Origin of the sequence: Hymenobacter frigidus (genome assembly GCF_014640435.1) — a bacterium.
GTDB lineage: Bacteria > Bacteroidota > Bacteroidia > Cytophagales > Hymenobacteraceae > Hymenobacter > Hymenobacter frigidus.
In genome coordinates this window covers 23,123-39,672 of the sequence record NZ_BMGY01000014.1, presented here as the reverse complement: position 1 = coordinate 39,672, position 16,550 = coordinate 23,123, and the positions used below count along the sequence as shown (strand labels likewise).

Here is a 16,550-nt window from a genome sequence, read left to right as displayed (position 1 = left end):
AGCGCCAGGTTCTAAGAATCTGGCGCTTTTTTGTGCTCTTTACCGCACCATTAGCGCCAGCCCTGGCGTATGCCAACCTCATGACCCAACCTGCTCCGAACCGTTTTGCCGCCCTATTGTCCCGCGCCGGCCTCGACTGGTTCCTGCTCGCGCTGATTGGCGTGGTCGTGCTGGCCTATTTCCAGCCCGGCTTGGGCAGCAAAGCCAGCCCCGTACCCTGGAAAACTATTGCGACGATAGGAGTAGCGCTGGTATTCTTCTTTTATGGCTTGAAGCTGAGCTTTGCCAAGCTGCGGGCCGGCATGCGCAACTGGCGACTGCACACGCTGGTGCAGCTGGCTACGTTCGGGCTGTTTCCGGCGCTGGCGCTGTTGGCGCACCCGTTTTTTGGGGCCGAAGGTGGGGAGACGCTTTGGCAGAGTATCTTTTTTTTGTGCGCGCTGCCCAGCACCGTGTCCACGTCGGTTGTGATGGTGAGCATTGCGGGCGGCAACCTGCCGGCGGCCATCTTCAACGCCAGTATTTCGAGTCTGTTGGGTATTATCATCACCCCGTTGCTCACCAGTCTGGTGCTGCACACCAGCGCGGGCGGTGGGCAGCTGTGGGGCCTGGCGGTGCAGCTGCTGTGGCAAGTGGTGCTGCCAGTAGGAGCAGGGATACTGCTCAACTCCCGCTTCAACGCCTTCGCCGAGCGGCACAAAGCCGGCCTGCGCATTTTCGACCAGGTTACCATCCTGCTCATCGTATTCACGGCCTTCTGCGATTCCTTTGCCGATGGCATCTTCACCAGCTACCGGCCCGCCGATATTTTCAAGCTGGGCGTGGGCATGGTGGCGCTGTACCTGTTGGTTTTCGGCATCATTTGGGGCCTGAGCCGGGCGCTGAGATTCCCCCGCGCCGACCAGATTGTGGCCGTGTTCTGCGGCTCCAAAAAATCATTGGTGCATGGCAGCGTGATGGCCAGCCTGCTCTTTCCCGCCAGCGCCGCCACGGGTCTGATTCTGCTGCCGCTAATGCTCTATCATGCCCTGCAAATTGTGCTGGCCAGCAGCATGGCGCAGTATTTTGGCCGGCAAGCCGTGGCGGAACCGGTGATAGCAACGGCTTAATGCTACGAGCCCTGACGCGGAGAACCTCACCCCCGGCCCCTCTCCCCAGGAGAGGGGAGCCACGGCGGCGCATTAGAGTGGGTTTTTTGAACAAAGAATGCCCGATTCTATTAAGAATCGGGCATTCTGGTTGCTTTTCTTATTAGGTTCCCCTCTCCTGGGGAGAGGGGCCGGGGGTGAGGTTTTGCGCCTCAGGGCTCGCAGCAGGCCTACTTATCCAGTTTCTCGCCCAAAAACGCCAGCGTCAGCGCCCAGGCTTCGGCCGCGGCTGCGGCGTTGTAGCTGGGCCGCTCGTCGCAGTAAAATCCGTGGTCGGCGTAGGAAATAATGGTGTTGAGGTAGGGCTTGTGGGCCGCCTCCACGGCGTCGATTACTTCAGCAATGTGGTCTTTGCCGATGTGCTCATCGAGCCCGCCCCAGAAAAACAGGTGCGTAGCGTGCAGGTCCTTGGCGCGGTCGGCGATAGTGTGGGTGCCGCCGCCGTAGTAGGATACGGCCGCCGCCAGCGGCAGCACGGCATTGGCCAGAAACGCCACCCGCCCGCCCAGGCAAAAGCCGATGCTGCCGATTTTGTCGGCTTTCACCAGTGCCTGGGTTTGCAACCAATCGAAAGAAGCCTGCAGGTCGGTGGTCAGGTCCTCGTCATTGATGGCAATGTAGTGCGGCATGGCCCCGTTGGCGAAATCCGAGTAGGCGATTTCCAAGCCCGGTGCGGCCGTGCGGTGGAATAGCTCGGGGGCAATCACGGCGTAGCCAGCCGCCGCCAGCCGGTCGGCCACGCTGCGAATGTGGTGGTTGACGCCAAAGGCTTCCTGCAGCAATATGATGCCCGGCACCGGGCCGGTGCTGCTAGGGAAAGCCGTGTAGGCGCGCATTTCGGTGCCGTCGGCCACGGCGAGGGTAACAAAATTCTGGTCGCTCATCGAAGGGAAAGGGAGATAGTTCGGTGCATAACAGCTGAGCCGGCAATTGTTCATTGGCGCGGGTAGCCGGCCGGGCCGGCGTTGGCGCACTCGAACCGGAAGGCCTGGCGGCTGGTTATGCACCTTGTTCCCTTCTCATAGCTATGAATTCCTCCCCCCAAATCCGCCTCAACGTGCTCGACCAGTCCCCCATCCGGCCCGGCAGCACCGCCCGGCAGGCCCTGCTCGAAACCGTGGAGCTGGCCCAGTTGGCCGACCGTCTTGGCTACACCCGCTTTTGGGTGAGCGAGCACCACAATAGCGACGCCCTGGCTGGTTCCGCGCCCGAAGTGCTCATTGCCCACCTCGGCGGCCAGACCCAGCGCATCCGCCTGGGCTCGGGTGGCGTGATGCTGCCCCACTACAGCGCCTTGAAAGTGGCCGAGAGTTTCCGGCTGCTAGAAAACCTGTTTCCCGGCCGCATCGACCTGGGCATGGGCCGCGCCCCCGGTGGCGACCGCCTCACGGCCCACGCGCTCAACCCCAGCAACACCTTCAACGAGCAGGATTTTGTGGAGCAGCTCCTGGACCTGCAGGCCTACCTGCGCGATGATAAAGTGCCCGACACCATTCACGAGCAGGTGATGGCCGCTCCCCAAGCGCCGACTTCGCCCGAGCTATGGCTGCTGAGCTCCAGCGGCCAGAGCGGCTTGTTTGCCGCGCACCTGGGCATGGCGTTTTCGTTTGCGCAGTTTATTAATGGTAACGGCGGCCCGGCAGCCGTGCGCCAGTACCGCGAGCGGTTCCGGCCCAGTAAAGAGCTGGCCGCGCCGCTGGCCAATGTGGCCGTATTCCTGATTTGTGCCGACACGGAGGCAAAAGCTCAAGAGTTGCGCGCCGCCATGGACCTCATGCTGCTGCGCTTCGGCAAGGGTGAGCGCGGCACGTTCCCGAGCACCGAGGAGGTAGCGGCCTACCAGTTTACCGCCCAAGACCAGGCCCACCTGGTTTTCAACCGCAACCGGGTGGTGAGCGGCACGCCCGCCCAGGTACACGCCCAGCTCACCAAAATGGCCGCCGAATATGATGTAGACGAAATCACCGCCGTCACCATCACCGCCGATTTTCAGGACCGGTTGCGCTCCTACGAGCTGCTGGCGGAAGCTTTCGAGCTTGAATCAATGGGCAAATTGCGTGAACAACAAGTAGTTGTTTTCTAAAGAAGGCAATGTCAGATATTCTTATGGAAAGATGAAAACTTGGGGCAATATTATTTGGAACGATTCTAAATAGACTTTACCTTTGCAGCAGTTTAGAACGATTCTAAACAAGAAAGTGCCCCAGCTGTTGGGGTGTTTTCCCCCTAGTTCTTCTGCTCTCTTTATCAACATGAACACCTTTAGCCGCACCTCCTTCGGATTATTTGTTGCCGTCCTTGGTTTCACTTCCTGCAGCAAAGACGATGAAGCCATTCCGGCCCCGGCCTCGGCCCTGCGTGCCAAAATTGACTACGCCACCATCACGGCGGCTTCGTCCTACACCACTTCCTTTAAGGATGCCTACGGGGCCGCTACGGTAGACTTGGGGGTGGCGGCTACCCGGCTCGATATGTTCACTGAGCTGAATAGCTACATGGCCACGGTGGCCGCGCCCGCTGCGCCCGCCACGCTCGACCTGGCTCGGCTGCGCAACCTCTACGCCAACACCAATGCTCCTTTTGTCGCCCCAGCCCTGAACGCACCGGGTGTGCAGCTGCGTGACAAAACGGCGGCCTCATTTTCGGACGCTAACGCCACTATCGTCCGCAATTACATCGACGGCCAGCTGGCCAACCTGGCTACGGCCAGCCAGTCGGTGAACCGGCCGGCCACGCCCGGCAACGCCGGCCGCGTGGGCCGCTACCTGGTCGATGCTCGTGGTTTCGAGCCCAATCAGGTTATTCAGAAAGCCCTGCTCGGCGCGCTGCTGCTCGACCAGATTGGCAATGTGCTCCTGACCAACAATTCCCTGGCCGCCGAAAATGGTAAGGTGATGGAGGGCAGGCTCTACTCGGCGCGCGAGCACAACTGGGATATGGCCTACGGCTACCTCACGACCAACGCCATTATGACGACGGACATTGCCCTCACACCCCGCGAGCGGTTCCTGGCCGGCTACCTGAACGAGAAAAACGGCCCGGCCTCGCCCGGCGTGTACCTGGCTTTGCTGAAAGGCCGTGCCGCCATTGTCAACAATGACGAAGCGACCCTGCGGGCGCAGGCCGACATTATCCGCACCGAGTTGGAGCGGACCATTGCCAAATCCGCAGTGTCTTACCTGGCAAACTGGAAAGCCGCTGCCGACCCTGCCGTGAAGGTCCACGCCTTGGGGGAAGGCATCGGGTTTGTTTACTCGTTGCGGTTCTGCACCAAAGCCGGGGCCGATACCGCTTGGGCTGATTCCGTATTGAATGGCCTGACCTCGGGAGCTCAGGGAGGCTGGAGCCTCACCAACGCCCAAGCTGATGCGGCTATCGCCGCCATTAACACCAAATTTTCGCTCTAAGCAACTGCCTGAGTCGGCCCAACCGGGGCAGCGACGCAACCTTGCATCGATGCCCCGGTTGGGTTGCTGTCACATTTCAATCCGTAGTATGAAAAAGTCGATTTTGCTCTTCTCGTTGTCGATGGTCCTCGCCGGCGGAGTTGTTTCCAGCTGCAAAAAAACGACAGAAGGCCCGGATACGGCTACCGGCACCACCGACCTGAACCGTGCTGCCCTGCTCACGGAATGGGCCGACAACCTGGTGAAGCCGGGCTACCAAGCCTTCGGCGGCAAGCTGACGGTGCTGAAAACCCAGACCGCTGCCTTCACCGCCGCGCCCACCGTGGCCGGCCTGCAGAGCGCCCGGCAGGCCTGGCGCGAGGCTTATCTGGAGTGGCAGAAAGTGGAAATGTTTGAATTTGGCCCGGCGGCCGATGTTTCGCTCGTCAACCATTTCAATATTTATCCTACCGACGCGGCTGGCATTCGCCAGAACATCGCATCGGGTACCTACAATTTTGAATTATCGGTGGCTATCCCCCAGCAGGGCTTTCCGGCTCTGGATTACCTGCTGAACGGCATTGGGGCCGATGACGCGGCCATCGTGCAGAGCTACACCGCCACGCCCAACCAGCGCCGTTACCTCACCGATGTGGTGGGCAAGATGGACCAGCTTTTCACCGGCGTGCAGGGGCAGTGGAACGGCTCGTATCGCGCCACGTTTATCGGCAGCACCGGTACCAACGCGGGCAGCTCGCTCTCGCTGGCGGTGAACGCGTTCTCGCGGCACTACGAGCATTTTCTGCGCTCCGGCAAAATCGGCATTCCCGCCGGAGCCATGACGGGCACGGCTGCGCCCGATAAAATTGAGGCCTACTACTACCGCCGCGAGTTGCCGTTGCAGCTAGCCGTAGCGGCCCATGCGGCCGTGCAAAACGCCTTCAACGGCCGCGCCGGCCAGCCCTCTCTCAAGACTTACCTCGATGCACTGGGGGCCAAGGATAGCCGCACCGGTCAGTCGCTGGTCCAGATTATTAACGCGCAATTCGGTACTGCCGCCCAGCAGCTAGCCAGCCTTGGACCGGACTTGTACACCACCATTCAAACGCGGAATACTGCCGCCACCCAGGCCTTCGCCGAGATGCAGCGCGCGGTGCGTCTGCTGAAAGTGGACATGACCTCGGCCATGAGTGTGACCGTGACCTACGTGGACAACGACGGGGATTAGTCATTGAGAACGTCATGCTGAGCTTGTCGAAGCATCTCTACCGCGCAACTAATTCAACTGATTACAACGGAGCGGTAGAGATGCTTTGACAAGCTCAGCATGACGTTCAAACGAATTTCTAAACAGCTTCAATGGCAGAAGAATCGCAGCCGCGCTATTTCCTGACGTATATTTCTCCCGCGCCGCTGGCCGTATTCCGCATGGCCTTTGGCCTGCTGATACTGGCCAGCGTCGTGCGTTTTTGGGCCAAGGGCTGGATTGCGGAACTGTACATACAGCCGAAGTTTTTCTTCCCGTACTACGGGTTGGATTTCATCAAGCCGCTGGGGCCGTACACCTACGCGCTGTTTGCCGTGTGCGGTGGGTGCGCGCTATTGGTGGCGCTGGGCTGGCACTACCGCCCGGCTGCGGTGGGTCTGTTCCTGAGCTTCACCTACATCGAGCTGATGGACAAAAGCACCTACCTCAACCACTACTATTTTGTGAGTTTGGTAGCGCTGCTGCTGGTTTTTTTACCCGCCGATGCTTCTCATTCGGTGGATGCCGTCCGTCGGCCGGCCCGTTGGCACGACCGGGTGCCGCGCTGGACCGTGGATGCCCTGCGGCTGCTCGTGGGCATCGTGTATGTGTACGCGGGCCTGGCCAAGCTCAACTCCGACTGGCTGCTGGCGGCCGCGCCGCTGCGCATCTGGTTGCCCGCCAAAAATGACCTACCGCTGGTGGGCTTCCTGTTCAACTACCCCGCCACGGCCTACGTGTTCAGCTGGTTCGGGGCGGTTTACGACCTCACGGTGCCGTTTTTTCTGCTAAACCGCCTGACGCGGCCCTACGCCTACGCGGCGGTGGTAGTGTTTCATGTGCTCACGGCCATTCTGTTTCCCATCGGGATGTTTCCCTACGTGATGATAGTGGCGGCACTGGTGTTTTTCCCGGCCGACTCCCATGAGCGGCTGCTGGAAGGGGCGCGGCGGCTGCTGCGCTTTGCGGCACCGGCTGCCCGGCCGGCCGCGCCACTGGTGTACCGGCCCCGCGTGCGGCTGGCACTGCTTATCGGTTTCGCCCTGTTTTTCATGGTGCAGCTGTTGGCCCCGCTACGCTACTGGTTGTACCCGCGCGAGCTGTTCTGGACCGAAGAAGGCTACCGGTTTTCGTGGCGCGTGATGCTCATGGAGAAGCTGGGCCAAGTGCAGTTTAAGGTGGTGGATGCCGCCACCGGCCGCGCCCGGCTGGTGAATAACAGCGAGCACCTGAGCGTTTTGCAGGAAAAGATGATGGCCACTCAGCCCGACATGATGCTGCAGTTTGCGCACTACCTGCGCGCTTACTACGCCCGTCAGGGCGTGCGCAACCCCCAAGTTTACGCTGATGCCTACGTGAGCCTGAACGGCCGCCTCGGTCAGGCCTACATCGACCCCACCGTGGACCTGGCCCGCCAAGCCGAGGGCTTCGCGCCCAAGCCGTGGATTTTACCTTTTAATGATGAGATTACCGGTTTATAAAGCCCTGTTGCTGCTGTTTTTGTTGTCGTCCGGCTTTGCCGCCCACGCCCAGGAAATCCTGCGCGGCCGGGTGCAGGTGGCTAGCGGCGGCCAGCCCGTGGTGGGCGGTGAGGTATTCGTCCGTAGCCTGAACCGTGCGGTGCTCACCGACAGCACGGGGCGCTTTGAGGTGAGCGGGCTAGCGGCCGGTCCGCAGTCGGTGCTGGTATCGGCGCTGGGCTACCTGCCGTTCAGCATCACCGTGACGCTGCCCGCCGATGGCTTCAGCTTTGAGCTGACCCGCCGCGACCAGACGACCCTGAAAGAAGTGGTGGTGGCCGCTCCGCAAACCACGTTTGGCCAGACGCGGCTGCGTGAGGTGGAGGGCACGGCCATTTTCGCCGCCAAAAAGTCGGAAGTCATCGTGCCCGAAAACCTGGTGGCCAACCTGGCTACCAACAACGCCCGCCAGGTGTACGCCCGGGTGCCGGGCCTCAACATCTGGGAGAACGACGGCGGCGGCCTGCAGCTCAGCATCGGCGGGCGTGGGCTCGACCCCAACCGCACCAGCAACTTCAACGTGCGGCAGAACAACTACGACATTTCGGCCGATGCCCTGGGCTACCCCGAAAGCTATTACACGCCGCCAACCGAGGCCGTGAAGCGCATTCAGTTGGTGCGCGGGGCCGCTTCGCTGCAGTACGGCACCCAGTTTGGCGGCCTGCTTAACTTCGAGATGCGCAGCCCGGAGCCCGACCGCAAAGCGGCCGTGACTTCGCGCCAAACGGTGGGCTCGTTCGGGTTTTTCAACTCCTTCAATAGTGTGAGCGGCACGGTGGGCAAGCTCAGCTACTACACGTTTGCGCAGTACAAGCGCGGCAACGGCTGGCGGCCTAACTCGCAGTACGAGAGTAAAACCGCCTACGCCGACGTGCGCTACCAGTTTACCGAAAACCTGAAAGCCGGCGTGCAGGTGACGCACATGGACTACCTGGCCCAGCAGCCCGGCGGCCTCAACGACGCGCAGTTTCGGCAGGATGCCCGCCAGTCGAACCGCGCCCGCAACTGGTTCGCCGTCGACTGGAACCTGTTCAACGTGAATGCCGACTGGAAGCTCAACGCCCGCTCCAACGTGAACCTGATGGCCTTCGGGCTGGTGGCCGCGCGCCAGTCGTTGGGCTTCCGCCCCAACGTGGTGAGCCGGCCCGACGAGGACTACATCGGCCGCGACCTCATCGACGGTGCTTTCCGCAACTACGGCCTCGAAGCCCGCTTCCTGAACCGTTATCAGCTGGCCGGCAAAGACGGCGTGCTGCTGCTGGGCACGCGCCTCTACCGGGGCACTACGCATAGTATCCAGGGCTTTGGGCCAGCCGGGCGCGGGGCCGATTTTCGCTTCGTGGAGCCGGATAAGTTTGCCAGCACCCGCAACTATTCCGACTACCGGTTTCCCAACCAAAACGTGGCCGTGTTCGCCGAAAACATCTTCTACCTGAGCGACAAGGTTTCCATCACGCCGGGCGTGCGCTACGAGTACATCCGCACCCAGGCCGACGGCGTGCTCGACGCCGTGTTCCGCGACCTGGCCGGCAACATCACCCAAATCAACCGGCAGAACGAGAACCGCCTAAACCCGCGCGGCTTCCTGCTGGGCGGCCTGGGCCTGAGCTACAAGCCCAGCGAGCGGCGCGAGCTCTATGCCAACCTCTCGCAGAACTACCGCTCCATCACGTTCAGCGACATGCAGATTGTGAATCCCTCGTCCGTCATCGACCCTAACCTGCAGGACGAAACCGGTTTCTCGGCCGACCTGGGCCTGCGCGGCGAAACCCCCGGCGTGCTCACCTACGACGTGAGCCTGTTCGCACTGAACTACAACAACCGCATCGGCGAAATCACGCAGTACGATGCTTTCGACAATCCGTTTCGTCGCCGCCTGAACGTGGGCCAGGCCCTGATAGTGGGCCTCGAAGCCTACGGCGAAGCGGAGCTGCTGCCGCCGCCGCCGGACCCCGCCGCCACCCCGGCCGCCCCGCGCTGGCAGTGGTCGGCCTTCGGCAACGTAGCCCTGATTCGGAGCCAGTACCTGCGCAGCGTGCTGCCGCTGGTGGAAGGTAATCAGGTCGAGTTCGTGCCCGCCATAAACCTGAAAACCGGCACCCGTGTCGGCTACGGCCCGGTTAAAGCCTCGCTGCAGTTCCTGTACCTGTCGCAGCAGTTCGCCGAAGCCACCAACGACGAGTCAACCACCAGCCCGTCGGCCGTCATTGGCCCCATCCCGGCCTACCAGGTTTTCGATGCGTCCGTGTCGTGGGAGCGGCGCTGGCTCAAGCTGGAAGGCAGCGTGAATAACCTGCTCGATGCGCGCTACTTCACGCGCCGCGCCACCGGCTACCCCGGTCCCGGCATCCTGCCGTCGGACGGCCGCAGCTATTTCCTCACGGTAGGGGTGAAGCTGTAGAGACGCATGCGTCTCACTGTTGAACAGTCTTAGCCGGTTCGTTTGAACGTGATTATTCAACGGTGAGACGCAGTTATGCGTCTCTACGCTCCGAACGTTTCCCAGCTCAACTTTAGAATAAAAGCGCTGACTACGACCAGAAATAGCACCCGCACGAAGCCGGTACCGCGCCGCAGGGCCATGCGCGCGCCCAGCGTCGAGCCCAGCATGTTGCACGCGGCCATGGGCAGGGCCACTTTATACAGCACCTGCCCGGTGCTGGCAAAGAAGGCGAGGCTTACTACGTTGGTGGCCACGTTCACCAGCTTCGCCGAGGCCGAAGCGGCAATAAAGTCGTAGCCGAACAAGCCCACGAAGGCGAACAGCAGCAAGCTGCCCGTGCCCGGCCCAAAGAATCCGTCGTAGAAACCCAGTGCCGCGCCCAGGGCCACGCCCGTCAGAATTTCGCGCTTACCGTGCAGGCGTGGGGCGTGCAGGCTGCCAAAATCCTTGCGCCAGGCTGTATAGATGGCCATGAGCACCAGCAGCCCCAGCACCAGCGGCCGCACGGCTTCCTTGTGCAGCCCGCTCACCGCCCGCGCTCCCAGCAGCGCAAAAGCGCCCGCCACCAGCGCCGTGATTGCCACCGTGCGCCAGCGGATGTCCAGCTTGGTTGGGCTCCTAAGGTAGCGCTGCAAAGCCACCGCGGTACCCGAAAGGCCCGCTACTTTGCTTGTGCCCAGTATTGTAGGGACCGGTATCCCCGGCAGCAGCAGCAGCATAGCCGGCAGCTGAATAAGCCCGCCCCCGCCCACCATAGCATCAATAAACCCGGCCAGAAAGGCAAACAGACAGAGCAGCACTAAGGTCATAAATGATTAATTAAAAAATTGAGAATTAAAAATCAAAAATGAGCCGCTCGGATTCGGAACGGTCCTTTCTTAACTTTTAATTCTCAAATTTTAATTCTCAAAACGGCGGGTCTTCGTGCTTGTTCATATTTCCCTTCGGAAATGGCACGGGGGACTCGTTGATTTTCGAGCCCAGGCGGATGGTGTTTGGCGCAAAGTTGCTGGGCTCGCTGTCGAAGTTGCTGGCGGGCAGGCCATTGGGCTGGTAGCCGCTGCTGTCGAACCCGCCGCCGCCTTCGCTGTCGAGGTCGGCAAACTTGGTGAAGCGGCCGATGAACTTGAGCTGCACAGTTTCGAGCGAGCCGTTCCGGTGCTTGGCGATGATGACTTCGCCCACGCCCTGCGTCGAATTACCTTCGGCGTCCTGGTCGAGGCCGTAGTACTCGGGGCGGTAGAGGAAGATTACCATGTCGGCATCCTGCTCGATGGAGCCCGATTCGCGCAGGTCACTCAGTTGCGGGCGCTTCTCGCCGCCGCGGGTTTCTACCGAGCGCGAGAGCTGCGAGAGGGCCAGTACGGGCACATTCAGCTCCTTGGCAATGCCCTTGAGGGCCCGCGAGATGCTGGCAATTTCCTGCTCGCGGTTACCGCCGCGGCCGTCGGTATTGCCGCTCATCAGCTGCAAGTAGTCTACGATGATGAGCTGCACGTCCTTCTGCGAGCGTAGGCGTCGGCACTTGGTGCGCAGCTCGCGAATGCTCAGGGCCGGCGTGTCGTCAATGTAAATCGGGGCGGCCGAGAGGTCGGTAATTTTGTGGTTGAGCTGCTGCCACTCGTGGTCGGCCAGCGTGCCCTTTTTGATTTTGTCGGAATCCAGCTCCGCCTCAGCCGAAATCAGACGATTAACGAGCTGCAGCGAGGACATTTCCAGCGAGAAAATAGCCACCGGGCGCTTGAACTCCACCGCCGCGTTGCGCATGGCCGAAACCACAAAAGCTGTTTTGCCCATACCTGGCCGGGCGGCAATAATCACTAAGTCAGAGGGTTGCCAGCCGCTCGTGACGCGGTCCAGGGCCGTGAAGCCGGTGGGCACGCCGGTCAGCCCGTCCTTCTGGTTTTTCTTTTCTTCGAGCTGCTTGATGGCCTTGCCCATCAGGCTGCGCATGTCGTCGAAGTTTTTTCGAATGTTCGATTCAGACACTTCGAACAACGAAGATTCGGTGTCGTCGAGCAGTTTAAAAACGTCAGTGGTGTCCTCGTAAGCATCGCGCAGGATATCGCTCGAAATGCGAATCAATTCGCGCTTGATGGCCGATTCGGTGATGATGCGGGCGTGGTATTCCACGTTGGCCGCCGAGTTTACCTTGGCCGTGAGGCTGGCTACGGCGAACGGTCCGCCGGCGGCTTCGAGAGACCCCATCTCACGTAGCTCATGCACCACAGTAAGCTGGTCGATGGGTTCCGACTTGTCAAACAGCCGGATAATAGCCTCGTAAATAAGCTTGTGCGAGGCCTTGTAAAAGCTCTCGGGTTTGAGCAGGTCAATTACCGAGGTGAGGGCATCTTTTTCCAGCATCAGGGCGCCGAGCACGGCCATTTCGAGCTCGGGGGCCTGGGGCGGCAGCTTGCCGGCCGCGCTGGCATTGAAGGGGACCGAGCTACCGCCCCGATTGCCCCAGGCCGCTTTGGCTCGGGCAGCGGATTGTTTCAGGCGGTCGTCCATTTGGTCGGGCATAATTAAAACAGAGGTATTTGGGCAACAGGAAACAGCCGGCCGGAATTGTAAGAGCAACCGGACAGCCCACGATTTACACAAAGCTAACCCCGCCGGGGCGGAAAAAGATTGGGTGCATCAGTCGTTTCTTTTCAGTATGGAATGGCGGCGACGGCCGGGATTTTGTACTTTCGCGGCCCTTTCCTGTTGTCAGGGATTAGCTGTCAGGCGCTGGTATCCGGCACTTGCCTGCGAGCACCTTCACGCCAGCCTGTGAGGTTCTGAAAACTGACATAGCATAACTGAAAATCAATATTTTGGAGTCATCAACCCGTAATCCGCAACCCGAATCCATCCACCTGATTGCGGTGGGCGGCAGCATTATGCACAACCTGGCGTTGGCCCTGCACCGGCGCGGGGCCCACGTCACGGGCTCCGACGACGAGATTTTTGAGCCTGCGGCCGGCCGCCTCGCCGCCGCCGGCCTGTTGCCCACGCAGGAGGGCTGGGATGCGGCCCGCATCACCCCAGACTTGTCGGCCGTGATTGTGGGTATGCACGCCCGGCCCGACAACCCCGAGCTGCTGCGCGCCCAGGAGCTGGGCCTGAAAGTGTACTCTTTCCCTGAGTATATCTACGAGGCCAGCCGCGACAAGCAGCGCATCGTCATCGGTGGCTCGCACGGCAAAACCAGCATCACGGCCTGCATTCTGCACGTGCTGCGCTACCACGGCCGCAAGTTCGACTACGCGGTGGGGGCCCAGCTGGCGGGGTTCGATTTGATGGTGCAGCTCACCGACGACGCGCCCATCATCATCATTGAGGGCGATGAGTACCTGTCGTCGCCGGTGGACCGGCGACCCAAGTTCCACCTCTACCAGCACCATATCGGCGTGATTTCGGGCATCAGCTGGGACCACATCAACGTATTTCCGACCGAGGAAATTTACCGCGAGCAGTTCCGCATTTTCGCCAATATGACGCCCAAGGCCGGCGTGCTCATCTACGACCGCGACGACGAGCAGACCCAGCTCATCGCCGTGCCCACCAGCCCCGATGTGACCTATATCGGCTACGGCCCGCACGAGCACGTGATTCGGGATGGTAAAACATTCCTGCTCAATAAAAAAGACGAGGAGGTGCCTGTGCAGGTGTTTGGCGAGCACAACCTGCGCAATATCTCGGCCGCCAAGGAGGTGTGCAAGCAGCTCGGTATCAAGGGTAAGAACTTTTTCAAAGCGGTAGAGTCGTTTCCCGGCGCGGCGCGGCGCCTGGAGCTACTGAAAGCCGGCGCTACCTCCGTGGTGTACAAGGATTTCGCCCACGCGCCCAGCAAGCTCAAAGCCACGGCCACGGCCCTGAAAAAGCAGTTTCCGCAGCGTCGCATGGTGGCCTGCCTGGAGTTGCACACCTTCAGCAGCCTCAACCCGGATTTCCTGCCGCAGTACGCGCACTGCTTCGATGCGCCCGACGTGGCCGTGGTCTACTTCAACCCCCAAGTGCTGGCCCATAAGCGCCTGCCGCCGCTGGCCGCCGCCACTGTGGCCGAAGCCTTTCAGCGCCCCGACATCCGGGTGATTACCGACAGCGCCGAGCTGGCTGCCTTCCTGCGCAGCCAAGCTGGGGCCAACACCAACCTGCTGCTTATGTCGTCGGGCACGTTCGACGGGATGGATTTGGTGGCGCTGGCGGCAGAGGTTGCCGGCTAGTAGCCGCCCTGATTGATTTAGTGATAAACGCCAAAAAAGCCCGCTATGCAGCGGGCTTTTTTGGCGTTGGAGGCAGTGGTAGCCGTTTCTTATCGGTCGTAATGAGCAGGGCCAAAGCGGTGAGGGCGGCCCGCAGCAGCCATTTGTTGTGCGTGTTCATCGAATAGCGGCGAAGAGGGAGTTGTTCTTGTCCACTTTCAGGTCGCAGTTGCTGCCGCCCACTTTTTCGCCGCAGGTGGTGCCCACGATGCGGCCGTTCTCAAAGTTGAAAAAGCACATGGGGCAGCCCGTGCCGCTGATGGTGTAGCGCTCGGCATTGGGGCGCAGGTAGAAGGTGTTGTCGCCACCGCTGCTCAGGGGCAGGGCCATGGCCCGAAACGCGCCGTTGCGCAGGCCCATGCCAATGAGGTAGTAGCTCACCGCCGCGCCCACGTCGCCGGGGGCCTTGCGAACCTGGATTTTATCAATCACCGTGCCGTCGCCAAACTGCCGGATGAAGGCTCTGGCCAGCTCGTTGCGCGGCGTGATGTACTCGGTGGAGCTGTCGGTGAAATGCACAATTTGCCGGCTCTCGGGCGCCGCGATTGCCTCGCCCTTGATGCGGTTGGGGCTGCCGAATTCGTTGGTGGCCGGCTTGGTCGTTTCGCACGACATGGCCAGCAGTAGCACCAGCAGGCTCAGCAGGCCCAAGCCCAGAACGCGAGGAAGGAATTTCATTGGTAGTGGGTGAATGATTAACGGTCAGCAGGCAACCGCTATTCGGTTAGCGGGGCTTGTAGTACTTCCGGGCTTCGGGCAGCTCGCGCTGAATGTCGGCAATGCGGGTGCCATTCGAAGGGTGCGTGGAGAGGAATTCGGGCGGTGAGGCCTGGCTTTCGCGGGCATCCATGCGCTGCCAGAACGCAATAGCGCCGTCGGGATTGTAGCCGGCCAGCGCCATAAAAATCAGGCCTAGGTGGTCGGCTTCGGTTTCCTGGTTGCGGCCGTAACGGAGCAGGCCCAGCTGCGAGCCCACCCCGAAGGCCTGTAGCGCCAGCTCCTGCGTGGCGGGCGCGTTGGTGGAAAGGGCCGCCGATAGGGCTTGCCCACCCAACTGCTGCACCAGGCCCTGGCTCATGCGCTCGGAGCCGTGCTTGGCCACGGCGTGGGCCACTTCGTGGGCCATCACCACGGCCAGACCGTTTTCATCCTGCGTGATGGGCAGAATGCCGGTGTACACGGCCACTTTGCCGCCGGGCATGCACCAGGCGTTCTGCTGCTTGTCGTCCTGGATAACGTTGAATTCCCACTGGTAGCCAGCCAGCTGGTCGGCGGCGTTCTGCTGCCGGAAATAGGTTTCGACCGCGCCTTGGATGCGTTGGCCCACGGTGCGCACCATGGCTACCTGCTGCGAGTTGCTGGAAAGCGGACCCTTGGCGATAACTGTGCGGTATTGCGTAGAGGCCAGCGAATTGATTTCGCTGTCGCTCACGAGGCTGAGCTGACGGCGACCCGTGATGGGTACCGTAGTGCAAGCCGCCAGAAAAGTCAGGCCGGCGAGAAGGGTGAGTTTTTTGAGCATGATGCTAAAAGTAAGATATAGATGGACTGACCACCGAAGCAGTGAGCCCAATTGGTTGTGGTGGCTGGCCGGTTGGGCCCGTGCACGCAGTGCATGGGCGGCTGCCTGGCGGCTATACGGGCAGAGGTTGGGTAAAAGTTTAGCCCTGGCAGCCCGCCAGGGCGGGAAAACCCATTAGCCGGTTGCCGAAAGCCGGTGCCGGGCCGTAGTTTTGAGCCTTTCTCGTTCGCCTCACCTTCCGTTATGAAAATCATCTGCATCGGCCGCAACTACGCCGACCATATTGCCGAGCTGCACAACGAAGTTCCTAGCGCACCCGTCATTTTCCTCAAGCCCGAAACTGCGCTGCTGCAGCGTGGTCAGCCGTTTTTCATCCCCGAGTTCTCACAGGACATTCACCACGAGCTGGAGCTGGTGCTGCGCGTGAGCAAGAACGGCCGCCACATCGACGAGTCGTTTGCCCATAATTATTTCGACGAAATTGGTTTGGGCATCGACTTCACGGCCCGCGACCTGCAAAGCGAGCTGAAGAAAAAGGGCCTGCCCTGGGAGTTGGCCAAAGCCTTCGACGGTTCGGCCCCAATTTCGCCCACCTTTAAGCCCGTGGCTGAAATCCCCGACTTGGCCAACATCAACTTCCACCTCGAAGTAAACGGCGAAACCCGCCAGACCGGCAACTCCGGCCTGATGCTGCACCCGTTCGCCAAAATAATTAGCTTCGTCTCCAAGTATTTCACCCTGAAAATGGGCGATATGATATTCACCGGCACCCCGGCCGGCGTGGGCCCGGTGAAAATGGGCGACCAGCTGGAAGGCTTTCTGGAAGGCGAGAAGCTGCTAGAGTTGGGGATTCGGTAGGAGGGAAGGAGAGCAAAAGAAAAAGCTTGTTGCGATGTAAAATAACGTCATGCTGAGCTTGTCGAAGCATCTCTACCGCTTCGTTGTAGCCTTATTAAAATATGACTGTGCGGGATAGATGCTTCGACAAGCTCAGCATGACCGTTCTACGTACCAGAAGAATAGCGTAAGTTAAAA

The 16,550-nt window shown here is 60.8% G+C and carries 13 protein-coding genes; 8 read left to right on the top strand and 5 right to left on the bottom strand.

Going from position 1 to position 16,550, the window contains the following annotated elements:
- The first annotated feature begins 80 nt into the window (after positions 1-80).
- Positions 81-1,109, top strand: coding sequence for a bile acid:sodium symporter family protein (locus IEW17_RS09345; RefSeq protein WP_188561834.1), 1,029 nt, complete (start codon positions 81-83; stop codon positions 1,107-1,109).
- A 209-nt stretch (positions 1,110-1,318) separates the two neighbouring features.
- Here IEW17_RS09345 and IEW17_RS09340 read toward each other — a convergent pair whose 3' ends face one another.
- Positions 1,319-2,032, bottom strand: coding sequence for a dienelactone hydrolase family protein (locus tag IEW17_RS09340; RefSeq protein ID WP_188561777.1), 714 nt, complete (start codon positions 2,030-2,032; stop codon positions 1,319-1,321).
- Positions 2,033-2,175: 143 nt separating this feature from the next.
- Between IEW17_RS09340 and IEW17_RS09335 the strand changes: the two genes are divergently transcribed.
- From IEW17_RS09335 to IEW17_RS09315, 5 genes are all read left to right on the top strand, one after another.
- The gene (locus IEW17_RS09335) at positions 2,176-3,231 is read left to right on the top strand and encodes an LLM class flavin-dependent oxidoreductase (RefSeq protein WP_188561776.1); all 1,056 of its coding nucleotides are present in this window, start codon (positions 2,176-2,178) and stop codon (positions 3,229-3,231) included.
- Positions 3,232-3,400: 169 nt separating this feature from the next.
- Entirely contained in the window at positions 3,401-4,555 is a 1,155-nt protein-coding gene (locus tag IEW17_RS09330) for a DUF4856 domain-containing protein (protein ID WP_188561775.1), read from the top strand.
- Positions 4,556-4,643: 88 nt separating this feature from the next.
- Positions 4,644-5,762, top strand: coding sequence for an imelysin family protein (locus IEW17_RS09325; protein WP_188561774.1), 1,119 nt, complete (start codon positions 4,644-4,646; stop codon positions 5,760-5,762).
- Positions 5,763-5,893: 131 nt separating this feature from the next.
- Entirely contained in the window at positions 5,894-7,261 is a 1,368-nt protein-coding gene (locus IEW17_RS09320) for an HTTM domain-containing protein (RefSeq protein ID WP_188561773.1), read from the top strand.
- The gene (locus IEW17_RS09315) at positions 7,242-9,701 is read left to right on the top strand and encodes a TonB-dependent receptor domain-containing protein (protein ID WP_308420611.1); all 2,460 of its coding nucleotides are present in this window, start codon (positions 7,242-7,244) and stop codon (positions 9,699-9,701) included. The genes IEW17_RS09320 and IEW17_RS09315 overlap by 20 nt, the downstream gene beginning before the upstream one ends.
- An 83-nt stretch (positions 9,702-9,784) precedes the next feature.
- On the opposite strand, the gene IEW17_RS09310 is transcribed toward IEW17_RS09315, so the two are convergent.
- A complete protein-coding gene (locus IEW17_RS09310; RefSeq protein ID WP_188561771.1) occupies positions 9,785-10,552 on the bottom strand; it encodes a sulfite exporter TauE/SafE family protein in 768 nt (255 codons plus the stop codon).
- A gap of 97 nt (positions 10,553-10,649) precedes the next feature.
- Complete coding sequence (gene dnaB / locus IEW17_RS09305) at positions 10,650-12,266, bottom strand: replicative DNA helicase (RefSeq protein ID WP_229748920.1); 1,617 nt, start codon at positions 12,264-12,266, stop codon at positions 10,650-10,652.
- Between the two features lie 296 nt (positions 12,267-12,562).
- On the opposite strand from dnaB, the gene IEW17_RS09300 reads away from it, so the two are divergent.
- Complete coding sequence (locus IEW17_RS09300) at positions 12,563-13,954, top strand: UDP-N-acetylmuramate--L-alanine ligase (RefSeq protein WP_262891825.1); 1,392 nt, start codon at positions 12,563-12,565, stop codon at positions 13,952-13,954.
- A 156-nt stretch (positions 13,955-14,110) separates the two neighbouring features.
- Here IEW17_RS09300 and IEW17_RS09295 read toward each other — a convergent pair whose 3' ends face one another.
- Together IEW17_RS09295 and IEW17_RS09290 are read right to left on the bottom strand one after the other, a co-directional pair.
- Positions 14,111-14,671, bottom strand: a complete 561-nt coding sequence (locus tag IEW17_RS09295; protein WP_188561770.1) for a hypothetical protein — start codon at positions 14,669-14,671, stop codon at positions 14,111-14,113.
- A gap of 46 nt (positions 14,672-14,717) precedes the next feature.
- The gene (locus IEW17_RS09290; protein ID WP_188561769.1) at positions 14,718-15,515 is read right to left on the bottom strand and encodes a M48 family metallopeptidase; all 798 of its coding nucleotides are present in this window, start codon (positions 15,513-15,515) and stop codon (positions 14,718-14,720) included.
- Between the two features lie 243 nt (positions 15,516-15,758).
- Here IEW17_RS09290 and IEW17_RS09285 point away from each other — a divergent pair, with 243 nt between their 5' ends.
- Complete coding sequence (locus tag IEW17_RS09285) at positions 15,759-16,373, top strand: fumarylacetoacetate hydrolase family protein (RefSeq protein ID WP_188561768.1); 615 nt, start codon at positions 15,759-15,761, stop codon at positions 16,371-16,373.
- Positions 16,374-16,550 lie beyond the last annotated feature (177 nt).